General features: G+C 30.6%; 17 protein-coding genes. 2 read left to right on the plus strand and 15 right to left on the minus strand.

The window, feature by feature from the left end; all coding sequences use genetic code 11:
• Positions 1-63: 63 nt before the first annotated feature.
• Positions 64-1,377 (minus strand): ABC transporter substrate-binding protein, encoded by a 1,314-nt coding sequence (locus T483_RS0103740; RefSeq protein ID WP_026885626.1) that lies wholly within the window; start codon positions 1,375-1,377, stop codon positions 64-66.
• Between the two features lie 146 nt (positions 1,378-1,523).
• Here T483_RS0103740 and T483_RS0103745 point away from each other — a divergent pair, with 146 nt between their 5' ends.
• Both T483_RS0103745 and T483_RS0103750 read left to right on the plus strand, forming a co-directional pair.
• Positions 1,524-3,341, plus strand: a complete 1,818-nt coding sequence (locus T483_RS0103745) for a sensor histidine kinase (RefSeq protein ID WP_026885627.1) — start codon at positions 1,524-1,526, stop codon at positions 3,339-3,341.
• Positions 3,338-4,099: a response regulator transcription factor gene (locus tag T483_RS0103750; protein ID WP_026885628.1), complete on the plus strand. Its 762-nt coding sequence runs from the start codon at positions 3,338-3,340 to the stop codon at positions 4,097-4,099. The genes T483_RS0103745 and T483_RS0103750 overlap by 4 nt, the downstream gene beginning before the upstream one ends.
• Before the next feature lie 136 nt (positions 4,100-4,235).
• Here T483_RS0103750 and T483_RS0103755 read toward each other — a convergent pair whose 3' ends face one another.
• From T483_RS0103755 to T483_RS0103820, 14 genes are all read right to left on the minus strand, one after another.
• Positions 4,236-5,114 (minus strand): aldose 1-epimerase family protein, encoded by an 879-nt coding sequence (locus T483_RS0103755; RefSeq protein ID WP_026885629.1) that lies wholly within the window; start codon positions 5,112-5,114, stop codon positions 4,236-4,238.
• A 130-nt stretch (positions 5,115-5,244) separates the two neighbouring features.
• A complete protein-coding gene (locus T483_RS0103760) occupies positions 5,245-6,171 on the minus strand; it encodes a 1-phosphofructokinase family hexose kinase (RefSeq protein ID WP_026885630.1) in 927 nt (308 codons plus the stop codon).
• A gap of 51 nt (positions 6,172-6,222) precedes the next feature.
• Positions 6,223-7,077, minus strand: coding sequence for a tagatose bisphosphate family class II aldolase (locus tag T483_RS0103765; protein ID WP_026885631.1), 855 nt, complete (start codon positions 7,075-7,077; stop codon positions 6,223-6,225).
• 294 nt (positions 7,078-7,371) lie between these two features.
• Positions 7,372-9,066: a methyl-accepting chemotaxis protein gene (locus T483_RS0103770; RefSeq protein WP_026885632.1), complete on the minus strand. Its 1,695-nt coding sequence runs from the start codon at positions 9,064-9,066 to the stop codon at positions 7,372-7,374.
• Between the two features lie 368 nt (positions 9,067-9,434).
• Entirely contained in the window at positions 9,435-10,433 is a 999-nt protein-coding gene (locus tag T483_RS0103775) for an ABC transporter substrate-binding protein (protein ID WP_051560284.1), read from the minus strand.
• 186 nt (positions 10,434-10,619) lie between these two features.
• A complete protein-coding gene (locus tag T483_RS0103780) occupies positions 10,620-11,600 on the minus strand; it encodes an ABC transporter permease (protein ID WP_026885634.1) in 981 nt (326 codons plus the stop codon).
• Between the two features lie 18 nt (positions 11,601-11,618).
• Positions 11,619-13,115 carry a sugar ABC transporter ATP-binding protein gene (locus T483_RS0103785; protein WP_026885635.1) on the minus strand — a complete coding sequence of 499 codons (1,497 nt, stop codon included), beginning with the start codon at positions 13,113-13,115 and terminating at the stop codon, positions 11,619-11,621.
• A 145-nt stretch (positions 13,116-13,260) separates the two neighbouring features.
• Positions 13,261-14,193 (minus strand): 2-keto-3-deoxygluconate permease, encoded by a 933-nt coding sequence (locus tag T483_RS0103790; protein WP_026885636.1) that lies wholly within the window; start codon positions 14,191-14,193, stop codon positions 13,261-13,263.
• Between the two features lie 167 nt (positions 14,194-14,360).
• A complete protein-coding gene (locus T483_RS0103795; protein ID WP_026885637.1) occupies positions 14,361-15,371 on the minus strand; it encodes an aldo/keto reductase family protein in 1,011 nt (336 codons plus the stop codon).
• A 126-nt stretch (positions 15,372-15,497) separates the two neighbouring features.
• Complete coding sequence (locus T483_RS0103800) at positions 15,498-16,529, minus strand: galactitol-1-phosphate 5-dehydrogenase (RefSeq protein WP_026885638.1); 1,032 nt, start codon at positions 16,527-16,529, stop codon at positions 15,498-15,500.
• Positions 16,530-16,531: 2 nt separating this feature from the next.
• The gene (locus tag T483_RS0103805) at positions 16,532-18,046 is read right to left on the minus strand and encodes a xylulokinase (protein ID WP_026885639.1); all 1,515 of its coding nucleotides are present in this window, start codon (positions 18,044-18,046) and stop codon (positions 16,532-16,534) included.
• A 43-nt stretch (positions 18,047-18,089) separates the two neighbouring features.
• Positions 18,090-18,521, minus strand: a complete 432-nt coding sequence (fucU, locus tag T483_RS0103810; protein WP_026885640.1) for an L-fucose mutarotase — start codon at positions 18,519-18,521, stop codon at positions 18,090-18,092.
• 99 nt (positions 18,522-18,620) lie between these two features.
• Positions 18,621-19,634, minus strand: coding sequence for a LacI family DNA-binding transcriptional regulator (locus T483_RS0103815; protein WP_026885641.1), 1,014 nt, complete (start codon positions 19,632-19,634; stop codon positions 18,621-18,623).
• 363 nt (positions 19,635-19,997) lie between these two features.
• A complete protein-coding gene (locus T483_RS0103820; RefSeq protein WP_026885642.1) occupies positions 19,998-22,463 on the minus strand; it encodes a GxGYxYP domain-containing protein in 2,466 nt (821 codons plus the stop codon).
• Positions 22,464-22,736 lie beyond the last annotated feature (273 nt).

The following is a 22,736-nucleotide window of genomic DNA, read 5'->3' on the forward strand; positions in this document are numbered from 1 at the left end:
ACTTCTCCTTATTTTTATAGTACTGTAACCAGACAAGTATATCTGGTTACATAATTTAGAATTTTACTTCCAATCCTTATCCCCGGCAGCTTTTGCCTGATCTCCTCTATTTTTATCAATATTTTTTAGAAGTTCTTCTGGCCCCATCTCTCCAACTAACATTGCAGACATATCTTTGCCTATTTCCATCCATTGAGGATTTATATACTTGACTGCTGATTGTAATACAACAGCATTCTTAGGATATGATTTATAAAATTCTTTGACTGTATCAGTGTATTTAACTGGAGCATTACTGTATGGAAGCTTATTAAATTTAGAAACGTTTTCAGTTAGATAAGTAAGACTTTCATCTGATGCAAGAAAATCTAAATATTCTTGTGCTTCTTTAGCATGTTTAGATTTCGAATATATAAGTCTTGATGGTCCTACTGGATTAATATTTAATATTTGATTATCTGCTAAAGGAATCACAAAATATCCAATATCATCTACACTAAAACTAGAATCCGCTTTATTGACTTCTGCACCAAAACCTTGGTTAGCGATTGTCATTGCAAATTGGCCTGAAGCGATATTTTTTGGAGCATCAGCATATTTGTTAGACATATAATTGTCTCCCCAATATCCTAGTTTCACCATTTCATTAACTTGTCCTAAAATAGTTTCAAATGTTTTATTTCCTTCCAACTTTGCAGTATTATTATTCAATTTATCTACTAATCCCGAATCTGCTGTATCCGCTGCTAAAGCTATTTCTGGGAACCATAATGTGTGATGCCATCCATCTGAAACGCTTTCATAAATAGGAGTAACACCAGATGCCTTTATTTTCTCACATATGTTTTTAAATTCTTGATAATTCTTAGGAATTTGTAAGTTTAACTGTTTGAAAATCTTTTTATTATAACCAATTGCCCAGACAGATGATACATCTTGAATAGGTTCTCCATATAGTTTACCGTTTACAGTCAGCTCATTGGCAACTTCTTTATCTATATTTTTTGCCCAAGATGCACTTGTTAAATCCAACGCATTTTTTTCTGCATTAACTTGTGTCTCTAAATCAAACCTTCCAGCGTTTACAGCAAAAATATCAGTAGCTTCTCCAGAATTTAATTTTGTCATTAACAAGTTATTATATTGATCTGATGGAACAATTTGATAATCAATCTTGATTCCTGTTTTCTCAGTAAATTTTTTTGCTAAATTCAATTCAGCATCTTGAATCCAATCCTGACTTGCCATAAAAGAAATAGTAACGTCATTGTTCTTTGAACTAGATTCTGTAGTGCTAGTACTATTACCACAGCTTACTAATGACATAGTTAATCCGGCTAAAGTCACAACTGACAATAACTTTTTAAAATGTTTCATAATAATTCCTCCCAATTTATATATTATTGACTATTTGTTGCTATGGTTATATTATATATCTGTACTAAGCTGATTTTGAATGTTCATATCTCTCCTATTCCATGTATATTTTTGACTAAATTATTTATTGTAAGGATTGATTTCGCATGAAACTTTTGAAACAACGTAGCATATTAAAAACTCTCTTTATCCCATATACCATATTATTTATAATTATCTTTAATTTTCTTATGTTTTATTTTGTAATGAATGAATCTACTAAAATTAAAACAAATGCTCTTACAACTCTTAATAGTAATATAAAAAATATTAATAATAATTTAGATGTAGAGATTAATTCTTTAGATACTCTATCTCAAAATATCATCTATTCTAATTTAATCAAGGATCATTTTATTAAATATATAAATTATAATTCTGAATCTTTGTCCAATCTATCTGAACACCAAAAAATTGATAATATTCAGAACACAAAAATTTTATATGATTTATTGGTCACAATGATGGGACCTAACCATCCTATAGATCAGATTTATCTTTATGATTTGCATAATCTTGAATTAGGAGTTGGTTTAGATAATTCCTCTTCCTATATTTCAGTGAATAACAAAGCATGGTATGATGATGTTTTATCTTCTAAAGGCGGTAAGGTTATTTACTTTAATAAAGATGATCGACTAGGCAAATATTCACCTTATGAGGAAGGTCAGTATTTCCTTTCATTATATCGCGTTTACTATAATACTCTTAATGTTCCACAAGGAATTATTGAAGTTAAAAAGTCATTTAAAAATATTTTTACTATTATTAAAGATTTTAATAATGCTTATGGCAGTAATGTTTATATTTATTATAAAAATGGACAACCAATATATCCTATAAATCAAAGTTCATCTACAACTAATTATTATAATCTTATATCTACTAATGTCGATAAAAATATAAGCAATAATTTATTTAAATATAAAAATGAATATGTATTATTTGATACCTCTTCATATAGTGATTTCACTATTGTGGCAACAATAGACAACTCAAAACTCATGTCTCCTATTTATGAATATATCAAAACAAATGTAGTGCTATCGTTATTAATTACCTTTGCTACTGCAACATTATCTTATTTTATTGCAAAAATTATTACCACCCCATTGAATAAAATATATAATCAAGTTAGAGGTTTTCAGATAACTGACGATGCATCTACTAATTTTAAAGAAATAGATACACATATTACTGAATTAAATACTTTATTCAAAGCCTTTTTAAAAATGCAGCAAAAAGCAAAAATAGCAATGACAAATGAATTAATTCTTCAAAATCGTGAAATGCAGTCAAAAATGTTGGCTCTTCAATCACAGATGAATCCACATTTTCTATACAATGCCCTGTCAACCATCCAAGCTATGGCTGATGAACAAATGAATGAAGAAATAATAATAATGTGCCAAAGCATTTCAAGAATATTAAGATATATTTCATCAGACAGTCAACAATTAGTTAGTTTAACCGATGAAATAGCTCATACCATTGATTATCTTCAGTGTATGCAGATTCGCTATGATAACGATTTAACATATACCCTAAATATTCCTGATGAGATGCAAAACATTAAAATCCCAAAACTTTGTTTGCAGCTCATTGTAGAAAATGCAGTAAAATTCACTACGAAAACTGAGCTACCTTGGCATATTGATATTACAGGTTATGTAACTGATACTCACTGGGAAATGCAAATTAAAGATAGCGGAAGTGGATTTGCAGAAGACAATTTAAAACAATTGCAAGAAAAGATAGATTCAATCAACGCAAATGGAGTTCTTCCAAACTTAGAATTAAACGGAATGGGTCTTATGAATATTTATATTCGCTTTAAAATTTTATACAATGGAAAACAAATTTTTAGATTAATCAATAACACTCCAAATGGGGCGACTGTTATTATGGGAGGGATTAAATTATGACAAATAAGATTACTTTTTCTGCTATTGTTGTAGAGGATGAGAGATTAATTGCTAAAAACATAATTAAAAACATATATAGAGCTAATGAGAACTTTGAAGTCGTAGGAACTGCTAGTAATGGCAAAGAAGCATTAGAACTAATAGAATCCTTTCTTCCAAACATTGTGCTCACTGATATTTGCATGCCAGTAATGGATGGCCTTGAACTCTCCAAGTTCATTTTCGAAAAATATCCTTTTATCCATTGTGTAATAATTAGTGGACATAGTGATTTTTCCTATGCTAAAACTGCCATAAGATATGGGGTGTCCGACTATTTATTGAAACCTATTAATCTTGGGGAATTAACTACAACCTTAGATACAATAGAAAAAAATCTTCTGGCAAATCAAAATGATTTTAAAGTTGATGAGTTTTCTTACAAAAAACCTAATGAAATCGTGGAGCTTGTGACTGAATATATAAAAAATAATTACCATGAAACAATCGATCTAGCCGCACTTGCATCACATTTTGGATTTTCAATTTCTTACTTAACAAAAATATTCACTAAATACATGAATATGACTCCTTCAAAATTTATTAAAGAGTATCGTATTAATATTTCAAAACAATTATTATGGAATTTTTCTCTACCAATTAGCATAGTTGGTGAAAAAGTTGGCTATCCAGATCAATTCCACTTTAGTAAAACTTTTAAACAAATTACCGGCATGAGCCCATCTGACTATAGAGAGCAATTGAAATTAATAAATTAATGATATCTATGACCATCATAGGTACAGACGGAGTTATATATAATTAATATAGTGCCACGTGAAGAAAGGCAATAAACATTTTATCGATGTTTATTGCCTTAAATATTATCTCTATAGGAATTGACTTAAATTTATACTATTCCTCAATAGATATCTTATAACTACACTCAAATACTTTATCAGTCGATAGCGAGACCGTACCCTCTTTATTCCTAAATTCACCTGCAAAATCTTCATAATCAGCATGCCCAAACCATGGTTCTATACATAGAAATGGTGCACCAGTTTCAGGTGCCCAAATTCCTAAGTGCGGAAAGCCTTTAAATTCTATACTTAAAGACTTATCATGATTTTTTGATTTCAATGATATTTTATCAGATTTCAAATCATCAAATACTAAGACTCCATCTTTAAAGAGTTCGCTAGAAAGTGGTAATGTATCAGTATCTCTAAGACATTCTATCCTTTTACGCGAAAGATATGTATCCTTAGTTACCTCAATAATAGAACTTGTCTCTTTTTTATTAAATTGTAGATAACACTCCTCTAATTCTTCACCTTTCTCTATAGGACACATAAATGCTGGATGAGCGCCAATTGAGAATACTATATCCCTATCATCTAAATTTATTACTTTATATGTAACTATAATAGAATTTTCTTCTAATGTATATGTTACAAATAAAGAAAACCTATAAGGATAAATTTTTAATGTGTCCTCTGAGTAATTTAATCCAAAAGTTAGTGAATTATTACTTTCTATTAATAAGGTAAATTCAGATATTCTAGCAAGTCCATGTGCGGGTATTTCATATTGAATTCCATCAATTCTAAGTTTAGAATCAACCACCTTCCCAACTATAGGAAACAAATGTGGTGCATGATATTTCCAGTATTTCGCATCTCCATTCCAAAGATATTCTGTGCCTTCTTTTTGTCCTGTTATCGAATGTAACTCTGCACCATGAGTACTTGCTGTAATTTTTATTTTTGAATTTTCTATCGAATAAATCATATAAATCATCCTTTCATAGATATTAAACTTATGATATATTTAGTAAAAATTATGAGAGTTAGGTTATTAAGTCTCCCTAACTCTCACATCTATATATTAACTTAAGGGGGATATCATACGTAGGTCTTATCTAAATTTCTTCAACTGTTACCTTATTAAAAAGTTCGTTTACTATAGATTCACTTACAAATCCTGTTTCTTTTTCCATAGCATTTGCCGTTCCACAAGCTGAAGCAAATTTCAAAGTATCTTTAATATTATATTTTCTTTGTAGTGCCACTGCTATTCCTGCAACATAAGAATCGCCTGAACCTACAGGGTTTACAGCCTCAATCTTTGGCACATTTACTTTATAATACTTTCCTTCAAATCCAGCTATTGAACCGTCTTTTCCTAAGGATATAGCTACAAGTGGTATTCCTTTAGCTTGAAACTCCTTTATTTCCCTTATTGCATCTTCTACAGACTTAATTTTTCTTCCAGTTAGCGCTTCTATTTCATCTTTATTAGGTTTAATAAAGTATGGTTTGCCTTCAATACCTTCTCTTAAAAGATCACCACTTGTATCCAATAAAAATTTCTTACCTTGAGAATTAGCCATCTCCACTAATTTCCTATAGAAAATCTTAGGCACATTTTTAGGAACACTTCCAGAGGCTACAACAACACTCGCTTTTTCAATCAAGTCTATATATTTATCTAAGAAATTTTGTTGTTCAATTTCACTTACTTCTGGTCCTGGTTCGAGTATTTCTGTCTGAACATTATCATCAGTAATAAATGCTAAACAAGATCTAGTTTCTCCACTTATTTTTACAAAATCTTGTTTTATTCCATAGTTCTTAAGACTTTCTTCTATAAACTCACCAGATTTACCTCCAAGTAAACCTGTTGCTATACAATCTTCTTTTAAGATAGTTGCTACATTAGCTACATGTAAGCCCTTTCCTCCTGGTGTATTTTCTACATACCTTGCCCTCATTACTTGTCCTTTTTTTATATCATCTATTTCATATCTCTTATCTACAGAGGCATTAAGGTTTATAACTAATATCATCTTTTTTCTCCTCCATCTTGTATTAATTTTCTATTTCTTATAAAACAGAAATTAATATCTATTTGCGCTACCACAAACTTCAATCTTATGCTTCACTATCTTTTTCATAGCTTCTTTGCCTGGAGTCATATATTTTCTTGGATCACTTTCCTCTGGGTGTACCTCAAAAAACTCTTTTACAGCACTTGAAAATGGAATCTTTAAGTCTGTAGCAACATTTACTTTGCATATTCCAAGTGAAATAGCTTTTTTAACAAGCTCGTCCGGTACATCAGATGCTCCATGAAGTACTAGTGGAACACTTACTTTATTTCTGATTTCCTTTAACCTTTCAAAATCAAGTTTTGCTTCTCCTTTGTATAATCCATGTGCTGTTCCTATTGCAACAGCCAAAGAATCTACTCCAGTTCTCTCTACAAACTTCGCTGCATCATCAGGATTTGTATACATAGTATCTTTCTCATCTACGACTAAATCATCTTCTCTTCCGCCTAATTTTCCTAGTTCAGCTTCAACAGTTGTATCAAATTTATGAGCATAGTCTACTACCTCTTTTACAATTGCAATATTTTCTTCAAATTCATGTTTTGAAGCATCAATCATACATGATCTAAAACCAATATCTATATCTTTTTTGATTTCATTGACATCTTCAAAATGGTCTAAATGAATAGCTATTGGAATATCATATTTCCCTGCTGCAACTTCTGCCATCGCTTTTATATAATCTGGCCCTGCATAATCTGTAATTGTTGAAGGTGTTCCAGCTATAATTACAGGAGATCTCATTTCGTGTGCTGTTTCTACTACAACTTGTAGCGTCTCTAAATTATGAATATTAAAAGCAGGTACTGCATACCCATCCTTTTGTGCTTTTTTTAACATTTCTCTAGTTGATAATATCATTTTTACTCCTCCTCTTAATTTGAATATGTACAATTTTTTATATTAATATTTCTAATTTACATTTAAAAATTATATAATGAGCTTTAAGTTTCTAAGCGTTTTTTCTTATTTTACTTTCCAAAAGCGAAACGTTTAGCTTTAATGGTAAATTATATGTTTTTTTCATTATATATCAAAAACTTATTGCCTTCAAGTCTAATTTAATATCTTTCCTAAATCTTGAAAATGTATTTTTATGTCTAAATTTATCTTTCTTGCAATAAAATTATGATTATTAAAGACATTTTTCCATTTCTAATTCTTTAAACTAAATCTATCCAATTGCTCTTTTAATAGTTGTGATTGAGATGCTAACTCTTGGATTTCTGCTGCAACTTTTTGAGATGTATTTGAATTCATCTGAACCACAATAGATATTCTGTCTAACCCACTATTAATTTCACTTATTTCTACGGTTTGATTCTCAGAAGATATTGAAATTTCTTTAACTAAATTAGTTGTCTGTTCAATATTTGTGACTATATTTTGTAATGATTCAACGGTTTCTTGTGCTAAACTAGTTTCTTCATCTACAGCCTTTATAGATTTTCCAATTATTTGCGTTGTATTTTTAACTGCTTCTGAAGATTTTTCTGCTAATATCTTAACTTCATTTGCAACAACTGCAAAACCTTTACCTGCTTCACCTGCTCTTGCGGCTTCTATGGCGGCATTTAATGCAAGAAGATTTGTTTGTTTTGAAATATCCTCAATAGTATTTATTATATTAGCTATTTCCCTAGATGATTTATTCACTTCTTCCATTGACCTCATTAGTGTATTCATTCTCTTACTACCTTCAGCCACTATCTCTTTAGTCGTACTAGAAAAATTATTTGCTTGCTCTGCATTTTGTTCATTTTTTCTTGCTTTATCTAATATTTCATTAAAGCTAAAAGCTAATTTTTCTATAACATTGGCTTGTTCTATAGAGCCTTCTGAAAGAGTTTGAGTCGTTAATGCAATGCTCATAGAAGTACTTGCAACTAAATTGACAGCAGTATTGATATTGTTAAAAATATCATTTAATCTGTAAATAATTTTTTCTAATGAATCTCTCATTGGTATAAAATCACCTTTATACTCCATTTCAATATCAATATCTAATTTTCCATCTGATATATTTTCTAAGATCGAAGATAAATCTATTATATATGATTTTAGTGTTTTCACAGTTTCATTTAAATTTTTAACCATAATTCCAAGTTCATCTTCTGACACAAAAGTATCATCATCTTTTAGATTTCCTTGAGATATATCCGCGGATATCTTCATAACATGATATATACCTTTAATTATAATTTCTTGCATTATTTTAGCTACTAAAATTGCTGTTCCAAGTATGAATATCATCATTAATATATCTATTATGAAAACCACATTTTTATATTGGTTCGTTTGACTAACAAATTCGCTTGCTGTTTCCTCTGAAATCTTTGAAATATTAGTTAAGCAATCTAAAGCACCATCAATATTTTGCTTGTATGTACCTTTCATCATGCTTATTGCCTGATTATTGTTTTTTTCTAGAAGAGCTTCACTTATCTTATCCCTATATGCTTGTGAGGCACTCATATATACTTCAAATGAATCTATTAACTTTTTTTGCTCAGAAAACAAATTTCTGAGACTCTCTACTTTGCCATTAATTTTTTCAGCTTCATCATTCGCATTTGCCACATTATCTTTTATCTTTTGCGGATCTGTTTCTAACATAGCCTCATACATATTTTTATCCATTATCATAAAGTCATTTCTCATATCCCATATCATGTTAGTAACATTATATGGCCCATTATATAAAGTGTTAGTTTTATTTGCTACACTTCTTAAACTTATCAATGTTGTGATGACGCAAAGAATTGTTAGTGCAATAATCAACGAGAATCCTATTCCTATTTTTCTTTTAATAGGGTAATTCTCTAATTTTGCTTTAAATATCTTATACATTTGAATCAACGCTCCTCACAATCTGTTAAAATTGTCATCGGTAATAACATTATAATTTATCTGTGATTTCCTAAAAACAGTTTTCATGCAAGGTTATTCTTATAAATTTCAAATTTATATTTATGAGCTTTGGATGTGCATACTAAATTTATAGTCTGTGAGTATAGAGCATATCTTTACTATAAATTATAAATATTTTTATATAGAAAGCATTTATAATTCTGGTAAGTTATAACTTATCTATATTATCATGAACTACTCACAGACTATTCTAAATATTTTTTGTATTTCACTAAACTAAATTTCAAACTATTTTTCGTATTTCTCCGCAATGACTTTTAAAATATATTTTATTTATCGATTCAATACTACTTTAATGGATATAAAACTTTTTGTGATTCATCATCATTAAAGTTTTCTGGTGTTACAATAACACAACCTGTATCAACATTTTTTTCAATTTTTTCTCCATTTAAGCTTTTCATAATATTTTCTACTGCATCATATCCCATTGTATATGGTTTTTGAACAGCTGTAGCTTTTATAGTCTTATCTTGTAGTAAAGGAATAACATCATCTGATGAATCAAATCCAACTACAATAGCTTTTGAATTTGTTTCTTTAATTCCTCTTGCAACACCAACTAGTGATTGTTCATTAGCTCCATATATTGCTGTTATATCTGGATGTGCTGTTATTATATCTTGAGTAAGTGTCAATGCTTTAGCCTTATCACTATCGCAATATACTGTTTGAACAATTTCCATACCTGAGAACTCACCAATAGCTTTTTTAAATCCCTTTTCTCTTGCTATTGCTGATCCAGCTCCTGGACTAAAACTTACTATTGCAACTTTTCCTTTTCCACCAGTTAGCTCACCAAGCTTTTTACCAACTTGATAAGAGGCTTGTTCATTATCTGTTGTTGCATATGATAAATAATCTTTAACATCACAAGCTGAATCTATTAAAGCTAATGGAATCTTAGCATCTATTAATTTTTGCGCTGCCGGCGCTACTGCCTTTGAATCTGAAGCTGCCAATACAACTCCATCTGGTTTTTGACTTACTGCATTTTCAACAAGAGTAACTTGTCCATTAATATCAGATTCTCCACCTGGTGCTCCCACAAAATCTATGCTAGCTCCATATTTTTTAGCTGCCTCTTCTGCTCCTTTTTTAACTGTTTGCCAATATGGTGATTCTACAGTCTTAACCACAACTGTTATTTTCTTATTTCCCCCATTACTACTTCCACCATTACTTGCTTGATTTGATGATGTACCTCTTCCACACCCCATTACAGCAACACTTGAAACCATTGCTAATGCAAGAATTAAAGCTAATTTTTTAGTTCTTAATTTCATAATAATTCTCCCTTCATCCTTCTTAATTTGTTCAATTACTTAAAATATAGTGTTCAGTATTTTTATATTTATAAAATTTTATTTATCTTGATGTAATAATGCTTTATTAAATATTTATTCACATTATTTCCTGTTTCATTATTGCATCAACTAATAATAAAACCTTAATAATATCGTTTACTTATCTTACATTATTTTAGCTGTTTTCTTTCTTCTATAAGTATCTAATGCAACTGCAAATATAATTACAAGACCGATTGCTACTTGTTGCCAGAATGCACTAACGCTTAATAGATTTAGGCCATTTCTTAAAACTCCTATTACAAAAGCTCCAATTATTGTTTCTCTTATTTTACCTACACCACCTAAAGGACTACATCCACCAACTATTGCTGCTGATATTCCATCCATTTCATAGCTAAGTCCAGCAGTAGCTTGAGCTGATACTAATCTAGATGCTAATATTATTCCTGCGGCAGCTGCTAATAATCCTGAAATCATATAAACGCCGATTTTAGTTCTATCAACATTAATTCCTGAAAGTTGTGCTGCATCTTCGTTACTTCCTAAACAATATACATATCTTCCAAAAGTAGTTTTTCTTAAAATAAATCCGAATATAAATGCAAGAGCAAACATAATAAGTACTGCTACTGGTATTTCAAACACTTTGCCTCCACCAATTACATAAAAGCTTTCTGGTAATCCTGATACAGGTAGAGCACCTGTGATAATATACGCTGCACCTCTTGCAATACTCATCATTCCTAAAGTTGCTATAAACGGTGCAATTTCAAGCTTTGTTATTGCTAATCCTGTCAATAACCCACATAGAGTTCCTACAGCAAGGCCCGCTAGTATAGAAATCGGTACTGGAACTCCATAAACCATAAGTTTACCTGAAACAACACCTGAAACCGCTAGTACTGATCCAACAGATAAATCTATTCCTGAAGTTATAATCGCATATGTTTCTGCTATTGCCAAAACCCCTATTACAGATGTCTGCAATGCTATTGTAAGTAAATTATTAACAGTTAAAAAATTTTCACTTAATATTGTGAATACTATTCCCATTAATAAGAGTCCGATAAGAATCCCTGAATTTTTTATCAAATATTTTAAATCTATAGTTTTTTCTTTTGAATTTACAACTACTTTTTCCATCTCCATACCTCCAAAACTTTAACTTATTGCATAAGAAAGTATATTTTCTTCTGAATAATCTTTTTTCTCTAACTCTCCTGCAACACTTCCTTCTCTGAAAATAATAACTCTATCACTAACCCCAATAATTTCTGGTAGTTCTGATGATATCATTATTACACCTATTCCTCCCTCTACGAGCCTTTGCATTAATTCATAAACTTCATATTTTGCACCAACGTCTATTCCTCTAGTTGGCTCATCAAATATTAATATTTTAGGGTTTCTACTTAGCCATTTTCCTATTATTATTTTTTGTTGATTACCTCCACTTAAATTTTTAGCTAATTGATTCATACTTGGTGTTTTTATTCTAAGACCTTTTATATAAGATTCAGCATTTTCTCTAGCCTTCTTATCGTTTACAACTTTAAATTTGCTGATTTTCTCTAGATTAGATAAATTGATATTATATTCTACCGATTGACCTAAAGCTAGTCCTTCTTTTTTTCTATCTTCTGTTAAGTATGCTATTCCTTGACTCATAGCATCATGTGTTGATCTTACCTTTATATCTTTTCCTTCTATTTTAAATTCTACAATCTCAGCTTTATCTGCTCCAAATAAAATTCTGGCTAACTCTGTTCTTCCAGAACCCATTAAACCATAGAAACCTAAAATTTCATTTTTGTATAAGTTTATATTTTCAATATCAAGCTTCTTTCCTTGTTTAACTTTTTTAATTTCTAAGATGACTTCTTTTTTATCAGATGCCTCATATTTAGCTGTAGGAAATTTGTTGCTCATATCCCGTCCAACCATTGATGCTATCATGTCTTTCATCGTTATGTCTTTGTAAGCACATGTCTTTATAAAATTTCCATCTCTCAATATCGTTACAGTATCACATATTCTTTCTAGTTCCTCTAATCTATGTGATATATATATAATTCCTACACCTTTTTCTTTAAGTTCTTCTATTACTCTAAATAAGTTTTCTGTCTCGCTTTCTGTTAAGGCAGCTGTTGGCTCATCCATAACTAGAATCTTACAGTTTACTAGTAGCGATTTTGCTATTTCCACCATTTGTTGCTCAGCCACACTTAAATTTGAAACCTTTTCATCAGGGTTGATTTTAAGATTTAAACTATCTAGTAATTCTATAGCTCTTTCTTTTTGACTTTTATCATCAATTATAAATTTAAAACTTTTATTCATTTTCTCACGTTTAATAAATAAATTTTCCGCGACAGTTAAATCCTTAAATAGATTAAATTCTTGATATACTATACTTACACCCAGTTTTAAGGATATATCAGGATTTAGTTCTTGTATTTCTTGGCCTTCTATAAATACCTTTCCAGCATCTTTTTGATGAACCCCTGCTAATATTTTCATTAATGTTGACTTTCCTGCTCCATTTTCTCCAACTAAAGCATTAAGTTCTCCTTTTTTTAATAACAAATTAACTCCTGATAAAGCTTTAACTCCTGGAAATGATTTTTCTATATTTTCCATTCTTAATAATTCATCCATTTTATACTTCACCACTTCCTATTAATTTTTTCTCGCTAAACGTTTAGCTTTTTTTATTTAATTAACATCTAACCGTTATTTTATATAATGATATCATATTATGGTATCATTTACAATATGTAATTACACAATATTATAGAAATTTTCACCTCCAGTTTCTATTTACATACATTGTAAATAGTGGAGTTAATATTATAGTAATTATTACTGCAGCAGCGATTTGAGTAGTTGCAGATTCAACATAAATCTGAAATCTATTATCTAGTAATGCTAATGCCGAAGGCGTTGCTATAGCATTACCTGCAACACTAGATAGCGCAGCCCCTGCATATCCTGGTCTTTTATTTATGACCTTATCTATCACCACCAAAGGAATTCCCGTTCCTATAAGAACAATTAGTCCAAGTAAAACTCCACCTAGTCCAGCTTTTACAACGTTTTGTAAGTTTATAGAAGCGCCTATACAAAAGCCCATTAAAGGAATTATCATAGTTATTCCTGGTTTAAAAAACGCTCCTATCTCTTCATCTATATTTCCAATTAACATTCCAACTAAAAATGGTCCCATTACACTAATAAAACTAATTATCGATATATTAGCCTTGCCACCTATACCTAAAATTATAAGGGTAAAAAAAGCACCTGTATTAAAATTTAGTATATTCTGAGCGGCTAAATCTTTTTCATCACCATACTCACTTACTAGAGTTAAATACAAATTATTATTGCTATTAGTAGCAGCTCCAACAATTGCAATTGTTGATATACCTAGAATACCATCAAATCCGAAATATGCATTTAATATAATTCCAATAATAGCTCCAGATAAAACTTTGGCAGCTAACAATACGGATCCTCTTTTAAAACATTCTTTGATATCTCTAATTTTAAAATTTGTTCCTAAGCAAAATAAACATATTCCTATTATCGTAGCAGATCCTTGTGCTGAAAATAAAGCGGTTGTAAACGATCCTATTTTCATTATATCCGGTGTAAAAGTGTTTATTACAGCAGCTAATATTAATGGAACCATCATTAATCCACCAGGCACTCTTTTTATAGTTTTTAAAATTCGCAAAGTATTCACCTCTGTTTACTATATACTTTTTTCAACTATGTTTTGTTGGGCATTCTAGTTTTACTTTATATAACTTCTATAGATTTAATGAAAGCTTTATAGTATATATTCATAGGTAAATTCTATTTACTTAAAAACATAAGTGCCTGATATATTCTTATAAATCCTTAAAGAGTTGTTATTGTTCCATCAAGATCCCATAAGTCTTCCCAATCTTTAGCACCTTCCCATAAGAATACTTGTCCTTTAATTAGACGACAATTCTTATCTGCTTCTTCAAGCTCTTTCATTTCTTCATCAGTTAAAGGATCTTCAACTGCACTTAAAAGATTACTATAGTATTCATTTTCGTGAATTGAGAATGGAATTGGTGTATGTCCATGTTGAACTCCCCATTTAACACAAATTACTGCTGGATGAACTTTATGTGCTTTTGCAATCTTAACTACTGTAGGTTCCTCGATATCTGCAATATCACTATCAGTTTTATCTCTATCTGGGCGAGTTGGTGATCCGATTGGACAGAATCCAATTACTTCTATACCATTATCTTTACAGAATTTATATAATTCTGGTTGTTGGAAACATGGGTGCAATTCCATTTCATTAACAGCTGGCTTAATCTTAGCATCTCTTAATATTAATTTTAATTTAGGAATTGTTACACTAGATGTTCCTATATGTTTTACTAGTCCCATTTCAACTAATTGTTCCATTTGTCTCCATGTCTTCATGAAATCTTCATGTATATATGGTTTTGCATTTAGATCACGAGAATCTACTGATACTCCTTTAGCATGGAAGTTAGGGAATGGCCAATGTACAAAATAACAATCTAAGTAATCTAATTGAAGATCTTTTAATGTTTGCTTGCAAGATTCTATAACATTATCATGTTGATCATTCCAAACTTTTGATGTTATAAATAATTCTTCTCTTTTGACTCCACTTGCTAATATTTCCTTATAAACTTCGCCAATCAAATCTTCATTTCCATAAACACTAGCTCCATCAAAAAGCCTAAATCCTAATTTAGCTGCTCCTTTTACTGCATTTGCAATATCTTCAGCTGAAAAACGATCTGAACCGAAAGTTCCCATTCCTATTCCAGGCATTTTAGCCCCTGTATATAATGTTCTTTGTGGCACTTTATTTGGGTCTATAGGTGTAAAATTCATATTTATCTCTCCTCTTTAATTTATTTCTTATAGTTTATTTTTTATAAATTCCTTTAATATAATTTATCTTAAAATAGCTATTAATCAGCTATTAATTAAGCTTGTTTATTTTTATATAATTAACTTTTAAATCTCAAACAATACTTTTGTAGCGCAAGCTTCTCTGTCTCTCATTACTTCAAATGGTGCTAAACCATCTTCTAATTTATATACATTTGTAATCATTGATTTTAAATCTATCTTCTTTTCTTTTATATATTCAACTGCTGTAGTCCATTCATATCCTGGATAAGGTGCACTATAAGACATCCATGAACCTGTTATATTTAATTCTCCTCTTAATATCTTTTCAAAAGTCTCTGGTTTAAGAGTTAAATCTCTAGTTGCAGTTCCTATATATACAACTGAACCACATTTTTTTACTATCTCTAAACATTGGGCTTGAGCTATAGGTGATCCTGAATTTTCAACTACTACTTCTGGCTTACCATGTTCAGATAAATACTCATTTAAATCTACCTTCATTGAATTTATTACATCATCAGCACCTAATTTTTTTGCCAATTCTAATTTTTTGTCAACAACATCTACCATATAAACTTTGCCTGCACCTACTGCCTTCAAACACTGAAGTGCTAAAAGACCTATAGTTCCTGCACCGAAGACTAAAGCTGTTGCTCCTGCTTTAATATTAATTCTTTGAATACCATGTAATGCTACTGTTAATGGCTCAATCATAGCTCCTTCTTTATAATCAACTTCATCTGGTAATTTAACTACATTTTGAGATTTAACTGCTACATACTCTGCCATAGCTCCATTTTGCCTAGAGCCTATAAATCCATAATCACTACACATTGCAGGTCTACCCTGCTGACAAGCTTCACATTTTCCACATGGTAGTAATGCTCCTGCTGTAACCCTATCGCCAACCTTAACGTTCTTTACTTTCTCTCCTACTTCAACTATCTGTCCAGAGAATTCGTGCCCTACCACTATAGGAAATGAATGTACGCCTCCATCTAAAGCTCTTGGAAGATCAGATCCGCAAATTCCACAGTATTTAACTTTTATCAATACTTCGTCATCCTTATATTTAGGCATTTCTAAATCTTGCAATTCTACCTTTGAAATACCAGTTATAACTAATGCTTTCATTTCTACACCTCGCTTTTTATAAATGTTTTTTTCAAGTTTTCATATATTTCTAAATATATAGGAAAATATTTTTTATATATTTCATGAGCCTCCATATTAGGTTCATGTACTCTGGTAATTTTTATAGTTCTTTGAACTGCTTCCCTATAGTCCTTATAAAGGCCCGTACCAACTCCAGCTAATAGTGCTGCTCCTAAGGTAGTCGCTGTATCTGATGTTGGAACTTTAATTCGTTTTCCTGTTACATCACTTTTTATTTGAGTCCAAGTTAAACTATTAGCAGCTCCACCGATAGCAATCAGTTCCTCAACATCAACATCTACCTCTTTTGCAGTTTGTAAATTATGCTCTAATGAATAAGCTGTTCCTTCTAATATAGATCGTACTATATGTCCTTTTGTCTTATCGTACCCTAGACCATAGAACACTCCTTTAGCATGTTTATCCCATATAGGTGATCTCTCACCTGCCATGTACGGTAAATATATCACTCCATCTGCTCCAATATTTACACCCTTTGCTTTATTTACTAATGCATCAAATGAATTTTCGCCAGTTTGTTCTTCCATATATTTTTCGTATTCTCCAAATTCATTTCTGAACCACTTAAGACTTCCCCCACCAACTGTTCCGCCTTGAAGCAGCCATGCATTTGGTATCACATGAAATCCTAATATTAATTTTTTATGGCCAATGGGCTTATCTAAACAAATACTCATGCCACCAGCTTGTCCACCTTGCTCCTGCGTTTGTCCAAACTCAATAACTCCAGCTCCTAATGTTCCGCAAGCTGCATCTAATCCACCAGCTACTACCGGTGTTCCAATTGCTAACCCAGTTTGCTTTGCTGCAATATCGTTTACAGTTCCGACAACTTGATCACAAGGAACTATGTCTGGTAACTTTTCCATAGGTATTCCTAATTCTTCGCATAGTTTAGCATCATATTTTCCCGTTTTCATATCAAAGCAATGAAGTCCATATCCTTGGGATAAATCTTGTGTCATAGCACCTGTTAATTTGAATGCTATGTAACTATTGCTTTGAAGGAATTTATAAGTTTTAATGAACACATCAGGTTTGTTTTCTTTAAGCCATAAAATCTTAGGAGTTGTGTATGTGGCATCAAATGAATTACCACTCACTTCGAATATTTTGTCTTCTCCTATTTTTTTTATAACTTCCTCACATTGTTTTGTAGATCTTCTATCCATCCAGATCATTGCATTATGAAGAGGTTTACCTTCAACATCCACAGGTAGTGCAGCCCAGCCTTGTCCATCTATTCCAATACCTTTTATTTGTTCTGGATTAATATGACTCTGTTCAATGCATTCTTTTGTTGCTTCACAAACAGCATTCCACCATTCTTCAGCATCCTGTTCTACAAAGTCCTTTTCTGGATAATACACTGAGTATGCCTTATTAGATTGTGATACTACATGTCCATCTAAATCAAATATTGCAACTTTACATGCTGATGTTCCAATATCTATTCCTAATAACAACTTTTCCATCGTTTCACCTCTTTATAGATTAATATTTCTAATTCTATTAACTTTACTCAGTTACAACGCCTTTTTTAATTAAAATATTTGCATATAATGCTGATTCGCCAGTAACTACAACAGCATATGCTTTTTTAGATCTTTCATAAAAATCCCATTTATCCATATATTCAAAATCATTAAACTTATCATGACTACTTTTAACTATTTTTCTATATTCCTCCCAAATTGTAGGAACTATAGGATCACCTTTTACAACTTCCATCAGTGCCACTGGTTTTTCAACATAAGTATCAAGAGGGAATAATTTTAATATAGCCTCCAGAACTTCTGGAACATTGTGTCCATCTAATCTAACTAACCTTTGAGAATATGTTCCTGCTGGAAAATTTCCGTCAGAAATCACAATTTCATCTGTATGCCCCATTTCCATTAAAATTTTCAAAAGTTCTGGTGATAATATTTTCGAAATTCCTTTTAACATATTAGCTCCTCCTAATTGTTTCACTTATTAACTTTATATTATAGCGAAACGTTTTGTTTTTTATTTAAAAATCATGTGTAATTTCTTACACACGTATTTTCACTTAACTTTTCCAATAGATTTAGTAACAATTAAATCTGATTTCAATCTATTTATTGATGGGAAATTGCTATTATCCCCACTCATTCTTTTAAGTAATAATTTTGCTGTCGTTTCACCTATCTTTTCCATAGGTTGAACTACTACTGATAGCGGCGGATTCAATACCCTTATTAATTCCATATTATCGAAACCTATTATCGATAAATCATCCGGTATATTAATCCCCATCTCATTTATTGCCATTACTGCACCTAATGTCATTTCATAATTAGTTACATAAACGGCAGTTGGCGGATCATCCATGCTCAACAATTCCTTGAAAAGAGCATATCCACTATCCATCCTGTAATCTCCATATTTTATTAAATTCGAATCGATTTTAAATGAATAATCTTCATGTACTCTATAATAACCTTTTAATCTTTGCTCAGCGGTATACATTTCTTGAGGTCCTACAATTACACCTACTCTTTTATGTCCCTTGGTAAATAGAGTTTCTACTGCATTATATGATGAATTTAAATTATCCCCAAGTACCACATCACATTCTATATCTTTTAAAAGTCTATCAATAAGTATTACAGGTATTCCACTTTCTAATATATCACGTAACTCGTTTACTTCTTTCCCTGATGGTACTAAAACTATTGCATCTACTGACTTATTAACTAAGAATTCTAATTTCTTCTTTTCTAAGTCATAATCTTGCTTATAGTCACATATTATAGTTCCGTAACCGTCTTTCAAAAGAACATCTTCTATTTTTGAAACAATTGATGTAAAAAACAGATTATTTAAATCTGGTAGAGCGATCCCTACTGTTCTAGTTTTATTAGTCTTTAATCCTCTTGCCATTTCATTAACTGTAAAATTTAATTCTTCAATGGCAGCTTGAATTATTTCTCTATTTTTATCTAAAACATTTCCACCATTTATGTATTTAGATATAGTTGCTATTGATAAGCCTGTTTTTCGAGCTACATCTTTAATTGTCGCACTTATTATAACCACCTCCCTAAGTGAAACGTTTAGCTTAATTCAATATTATATCTTTCTATTTTATTTGTCAATAGATAATGTCTAATTTTACTAAACAAATTAGTAATAATTTGTTTTCTTATATTATTAATTAATTAAAAATATCTAAGCCAGTGCTCAAATTGAGGAATGCACTAAAAACCTATATCACTTTAGAGTTTTCATATTTCATTTTATTATCACTAAAATTACTGCCTAGTCTTGCCCTTTTTAGCATTCCTCTTTTGGGTTTATCCTATCTTTTTATTGTATACTTCTATTTTCTTAACTCCTCATTAAGTAATTAAAATATTAATTACCAAAGTTGGATAATACGTTTAGCTTTGTACACTAACACTAATGTTTAATGTTCTTACTTATAATCTCCATAAAAGTTTCTGGGGGTACTACTCTTACGCTTTTGTTTTCTTTTAGCATGTTTGTAACTTTCTCTACATTACTTGTCTCTTTTGTCCATACATGAACATAAACAAATGTGTATGCTTCTGGATTATGGACATCTGTTTGTCCTAAACTAACTCTATCATTTATCTTTTTTACTAACTCTTCTTCGTCTTCAAGTGAATTCCAAAGTAGATCTCTGCAAGACACTAATGGTTTATTATTAGACCATAAAATTTCTCCTTTATAATTATCGTGTCTATGATAATCAAGATAAAATAAACCTTTGATATTTGATTTTTTAGTAAACTCATTCCATAGCTCAACATCATGAAAGGCGGAATCATCTATTATTGATACGTAATTTTCATTTACTCTTTTCATATAACTATTTAATGATTCAACATATGAACTTAATTTATTACGTGGGAATTTGCTTGGATATATGTATCCATTTCCTGATGGAGCCACGATAAAATTATTCCTTGGATTTTCATTGCTTACGCTTTTATAATATAAATCAAACACAGTAGGGCTTAAATAATATAACGCTGGAGTCATAGACCAACCTAAAGAAAGTTTGTCTCTATTTTCATAACCAAACCACTTAGGCGAACCATAATTAGTTCCAAGATTCCACTGCTGATTATCTCCATCTGACATTATAAAAGTAACATAGTGAACATTTTCTTCTTTAGGAACTGTTAATGAAGTTTTTTTAGTAATGCCAGGTTTAGGAAAAGCACTCAATGTAGTTAAATTATAGGACCAATCTGCTGCAACCATGCTCACACCATGTTTTGACGCTGTACTCACGTTAATAAACTCATCTGGACCCCAGCCTAAACATGTTGGGTTACTATCCATAGACGAAAATACCTTATCTCTAAGAGCTGTTTTATCTACACTTCCTTCGTAAAATATTAAAGATTTAGTCATTATGGCATAGTCCCTTAATGCATCAATTCTATCAGGAGAAAGCTCCATTACCATGGAATGATTTAGCCCTTTATTCCACAAATTATCATAGGCCCAATTTTCATCTGTACTTCTGCAATCTCCTTTACTTTCTATACCAAGTTCCTTTATTTTAGGTTCTAGCTTTTCATCAATAACTATAGCGTTTTTAAGGCCTGCTAAGGAACAAGCATTATTTATTGAAGGATCTTTAGCTTCACCATTATAAAGCACGTACCCTTTTATATAGTCTTTATATATTTTTATTAGCTCCCAAGGATCTGATATCATTTCATAAGGTACATTATGATTACTTTTTAAATCTTCCAACCATATTTTATAATCAGGCTGAGAAGAATTAAGTGTATATATTTGAAAAGAACAATGATTATTAACTAGCCCCTGAAGGCTAGTTATCATTGTTCTTTCACCAGGTGTCATCGAATCTAAAGAAATCGCATATAAAGATTTAGGAATTATATTATTTTTCATATAAACAGAATTTACATTTGATACCTTGATAGCATTAGATTTATCTGTTTCATCTATACTCGAAGCTTTACTATTCCACTCACTCCATTTAGTATCAAATGAGTCTCCGTTAGCTTTGCAATAATCATAGAATTTATTTAAGAATCCCATTCTTTCATTATTATAAAAAGACTTCAATGTAGTATCCTCAAAATTTGCTAATACCAATTGTCTTTTAATTATGCCATCAGCATTGACATCTTTATAATTATTAATCATGTCGTACATTATCATGAAAGTAGATGTTCTTCCTATACCCTCTTTGCAATGAAAGTGAAGCCAAGAATCTTTTGGTTTATTTTTTATGAATTCCATAAAATAATCAACCATATCATCGGTAGGTATTCCACCATCTCTAACTGTTACTCTTTCATATCCTAAATTTTTTGATTTAGTAAGTTCTTCTTCGCTTTGAACTGTTTTAACATCCATAGTTTGTTTAGAATTATTATAAAAAGTTATAGGTTCATTTAATTTGATACTTTTTAAATCCTCTTTTTCCTTAGCTATAACTTGATCTCTTGTAAGTCCCACATTAGCATTATTCTTTGCATCTGCCCAGCTAACTGAGAACCCATTTATGAATCCGTGACACTCTTGTCTTAAATCTATTACTGTGGTAGGGAGAGAAGTATCAATTGCCTTTATTAAAAGATCTATATTATTCCCTGAAAATTGTTGACTGCCAGAAATATTCAGCTTATCTAGCCCCTTAAGATCTAAATCTTTATTGTCCTTTATAACTGCTAAATCAGTAGTTTTTCGGAAATGCTTTGGTAAAACACTATTATAATTAACTGAGTCCAGAATTAGATGTACGCCATTATCCTTATCCGATGACACTTCAGCTATTGCATTGTTATTCACTGCAAATGAAAAAATACTGACTATCAGCAGCATTAAAATTGTAATCTTTTTAAAATTTTTCTTCATGTTGTTCCTCCTATTTTTAGATAATCATTAGTTATAATGATAGTATCCGATAAGAGAATAACTTTTATTCAAAATAATAATTTAAAGTTATATAAATAAAGAATTTCATATATTTCATCTTGTATTCCAAACCATATGACAATGCTATATTTACTTTACCTTTATTTATCAAAAATCAATACATTATAAAGTTTATTGTCTTTTTACATATTTTTCATCCTTCCTACAGTATAAGATATTAAATCTACAATATTCATATTTTATATAACAAAT

The organism is Clostridium beijerinckii HUN142 (genome assembly GCF_000621745.1).
Taxonomy (GTDB): Bacteria; Bacillota; Clostridia; order Clostridiales; family Clostridiaceae; genus Clostridium; species Clostridium beijerinckii_A.

Excerpts from the sequence above, each read along its gene's own strand:
- T483_RS0103755 (WP_026885629.1), bottom strand. The coding sequence starts at position 5,114 with ATGATTTATTCGATAGAAAATTCAAAAATAAAAATTACAGCAAGTACT.
- T483_RS0103775 (WP_051560284.1), bottom strand. The coding sequence starts at position 10,433 with ATGAAATTAAGAACTAAAAAATTAGCTTTAATTCTTGCATTAGCAATG.
- T483_RS0103750 (WP_026885628.1), top strand. The coding sequence starts at position 3,338 with ATGACAAATAAGATTACTTTTTCTGCTATTGTTGTAGAGGATGAGAGA.
- T483_RS0103820 (WP_026885642.1), bottom strand. The coding sequence starts at position 22,463 with ATGAAGAAAAATTTTAAAAAGATTACAATTTTAATGCTGCTGATAGTC.
- T483_RS0103805 (WP_026885639.1), bottom strand. The coding sequence starts at position 18,046 with ATGGAAAAGTTGTTATTAGGAATAGATATTGGAACATCAGCATGTAAA.
- T483_RS0103800 (WP_026885638.1), bottom strand. The coding sequence starts at position 16,529 with ATGAAAGCATTAGTTATAACTGGTATTTCAAAGGTAGAATTGCAAGAT.
- fucU (WP_026885640.1), bottom strand. The coding sequence starts at position 18,521 with ATGTTAAAAGGAATTTCGAAAATATTATCACCAGAACTTTTGAAAATT.
- T483_RS0103795 (WP_026885637.1), bottom strand. The coding sequence starts at position 15,371 with ATGAATTTTACACCTATAGACCCAAATAAAGTGCCACAAAGAACATTA.
- T483_RS0103745 (WP_026885627.1), top strand. The coding sequence starts at position 1,524 with ATGAAACTTTTGAAACAACGTAGCATATTAAAAACTCTCTTTATCCCA.
- T483_RS0103760 (WP_026885630.1), bottom strand. The coding sequence starts at position 6,171 with ATGATATTAGTTATAAACCTTAATGCCTCTGTAGATAAGAGATATGAA.
- T483_RS0103740 (WP_026885626.1), bottom strand. The coding sequence starts at position 1,377 with ATGAAACATTTTAAAAAGTTATTGTCAGTTGTGACTTTAGCCGGATTA.
- T483_RS0103765 (WP_026885631.1), bottom strand. The coding sequence starts at position 7,077 with ATGATATTATCAACTAGAGAAATGTTAAAAAAAGCACAAAAGGATGGG.
- T483_RS0103770 (WP_026885632.1), bottom strand. The coding sequence starts at position 9,066 with ATGTATAAGATATTTAAAGCAAAATTAGAGAATTACCCTATTAAAAGA.
- T483_RS0103785 (WP_026885635.1), bottom strand. The coding sequence starts at position 13,115 with ATGGATGAATTATTAAGAATGGAAAATATAGAAAAATCATTTCCAGGA.
- T483_RS0103780 (WP_026885634.1), bottom strand. The coding sequence starts at position 11,600 with ATGGAAAAAGTAGTTGTAAATTCAAAAGAAAAAACTATAGATTTAAAA.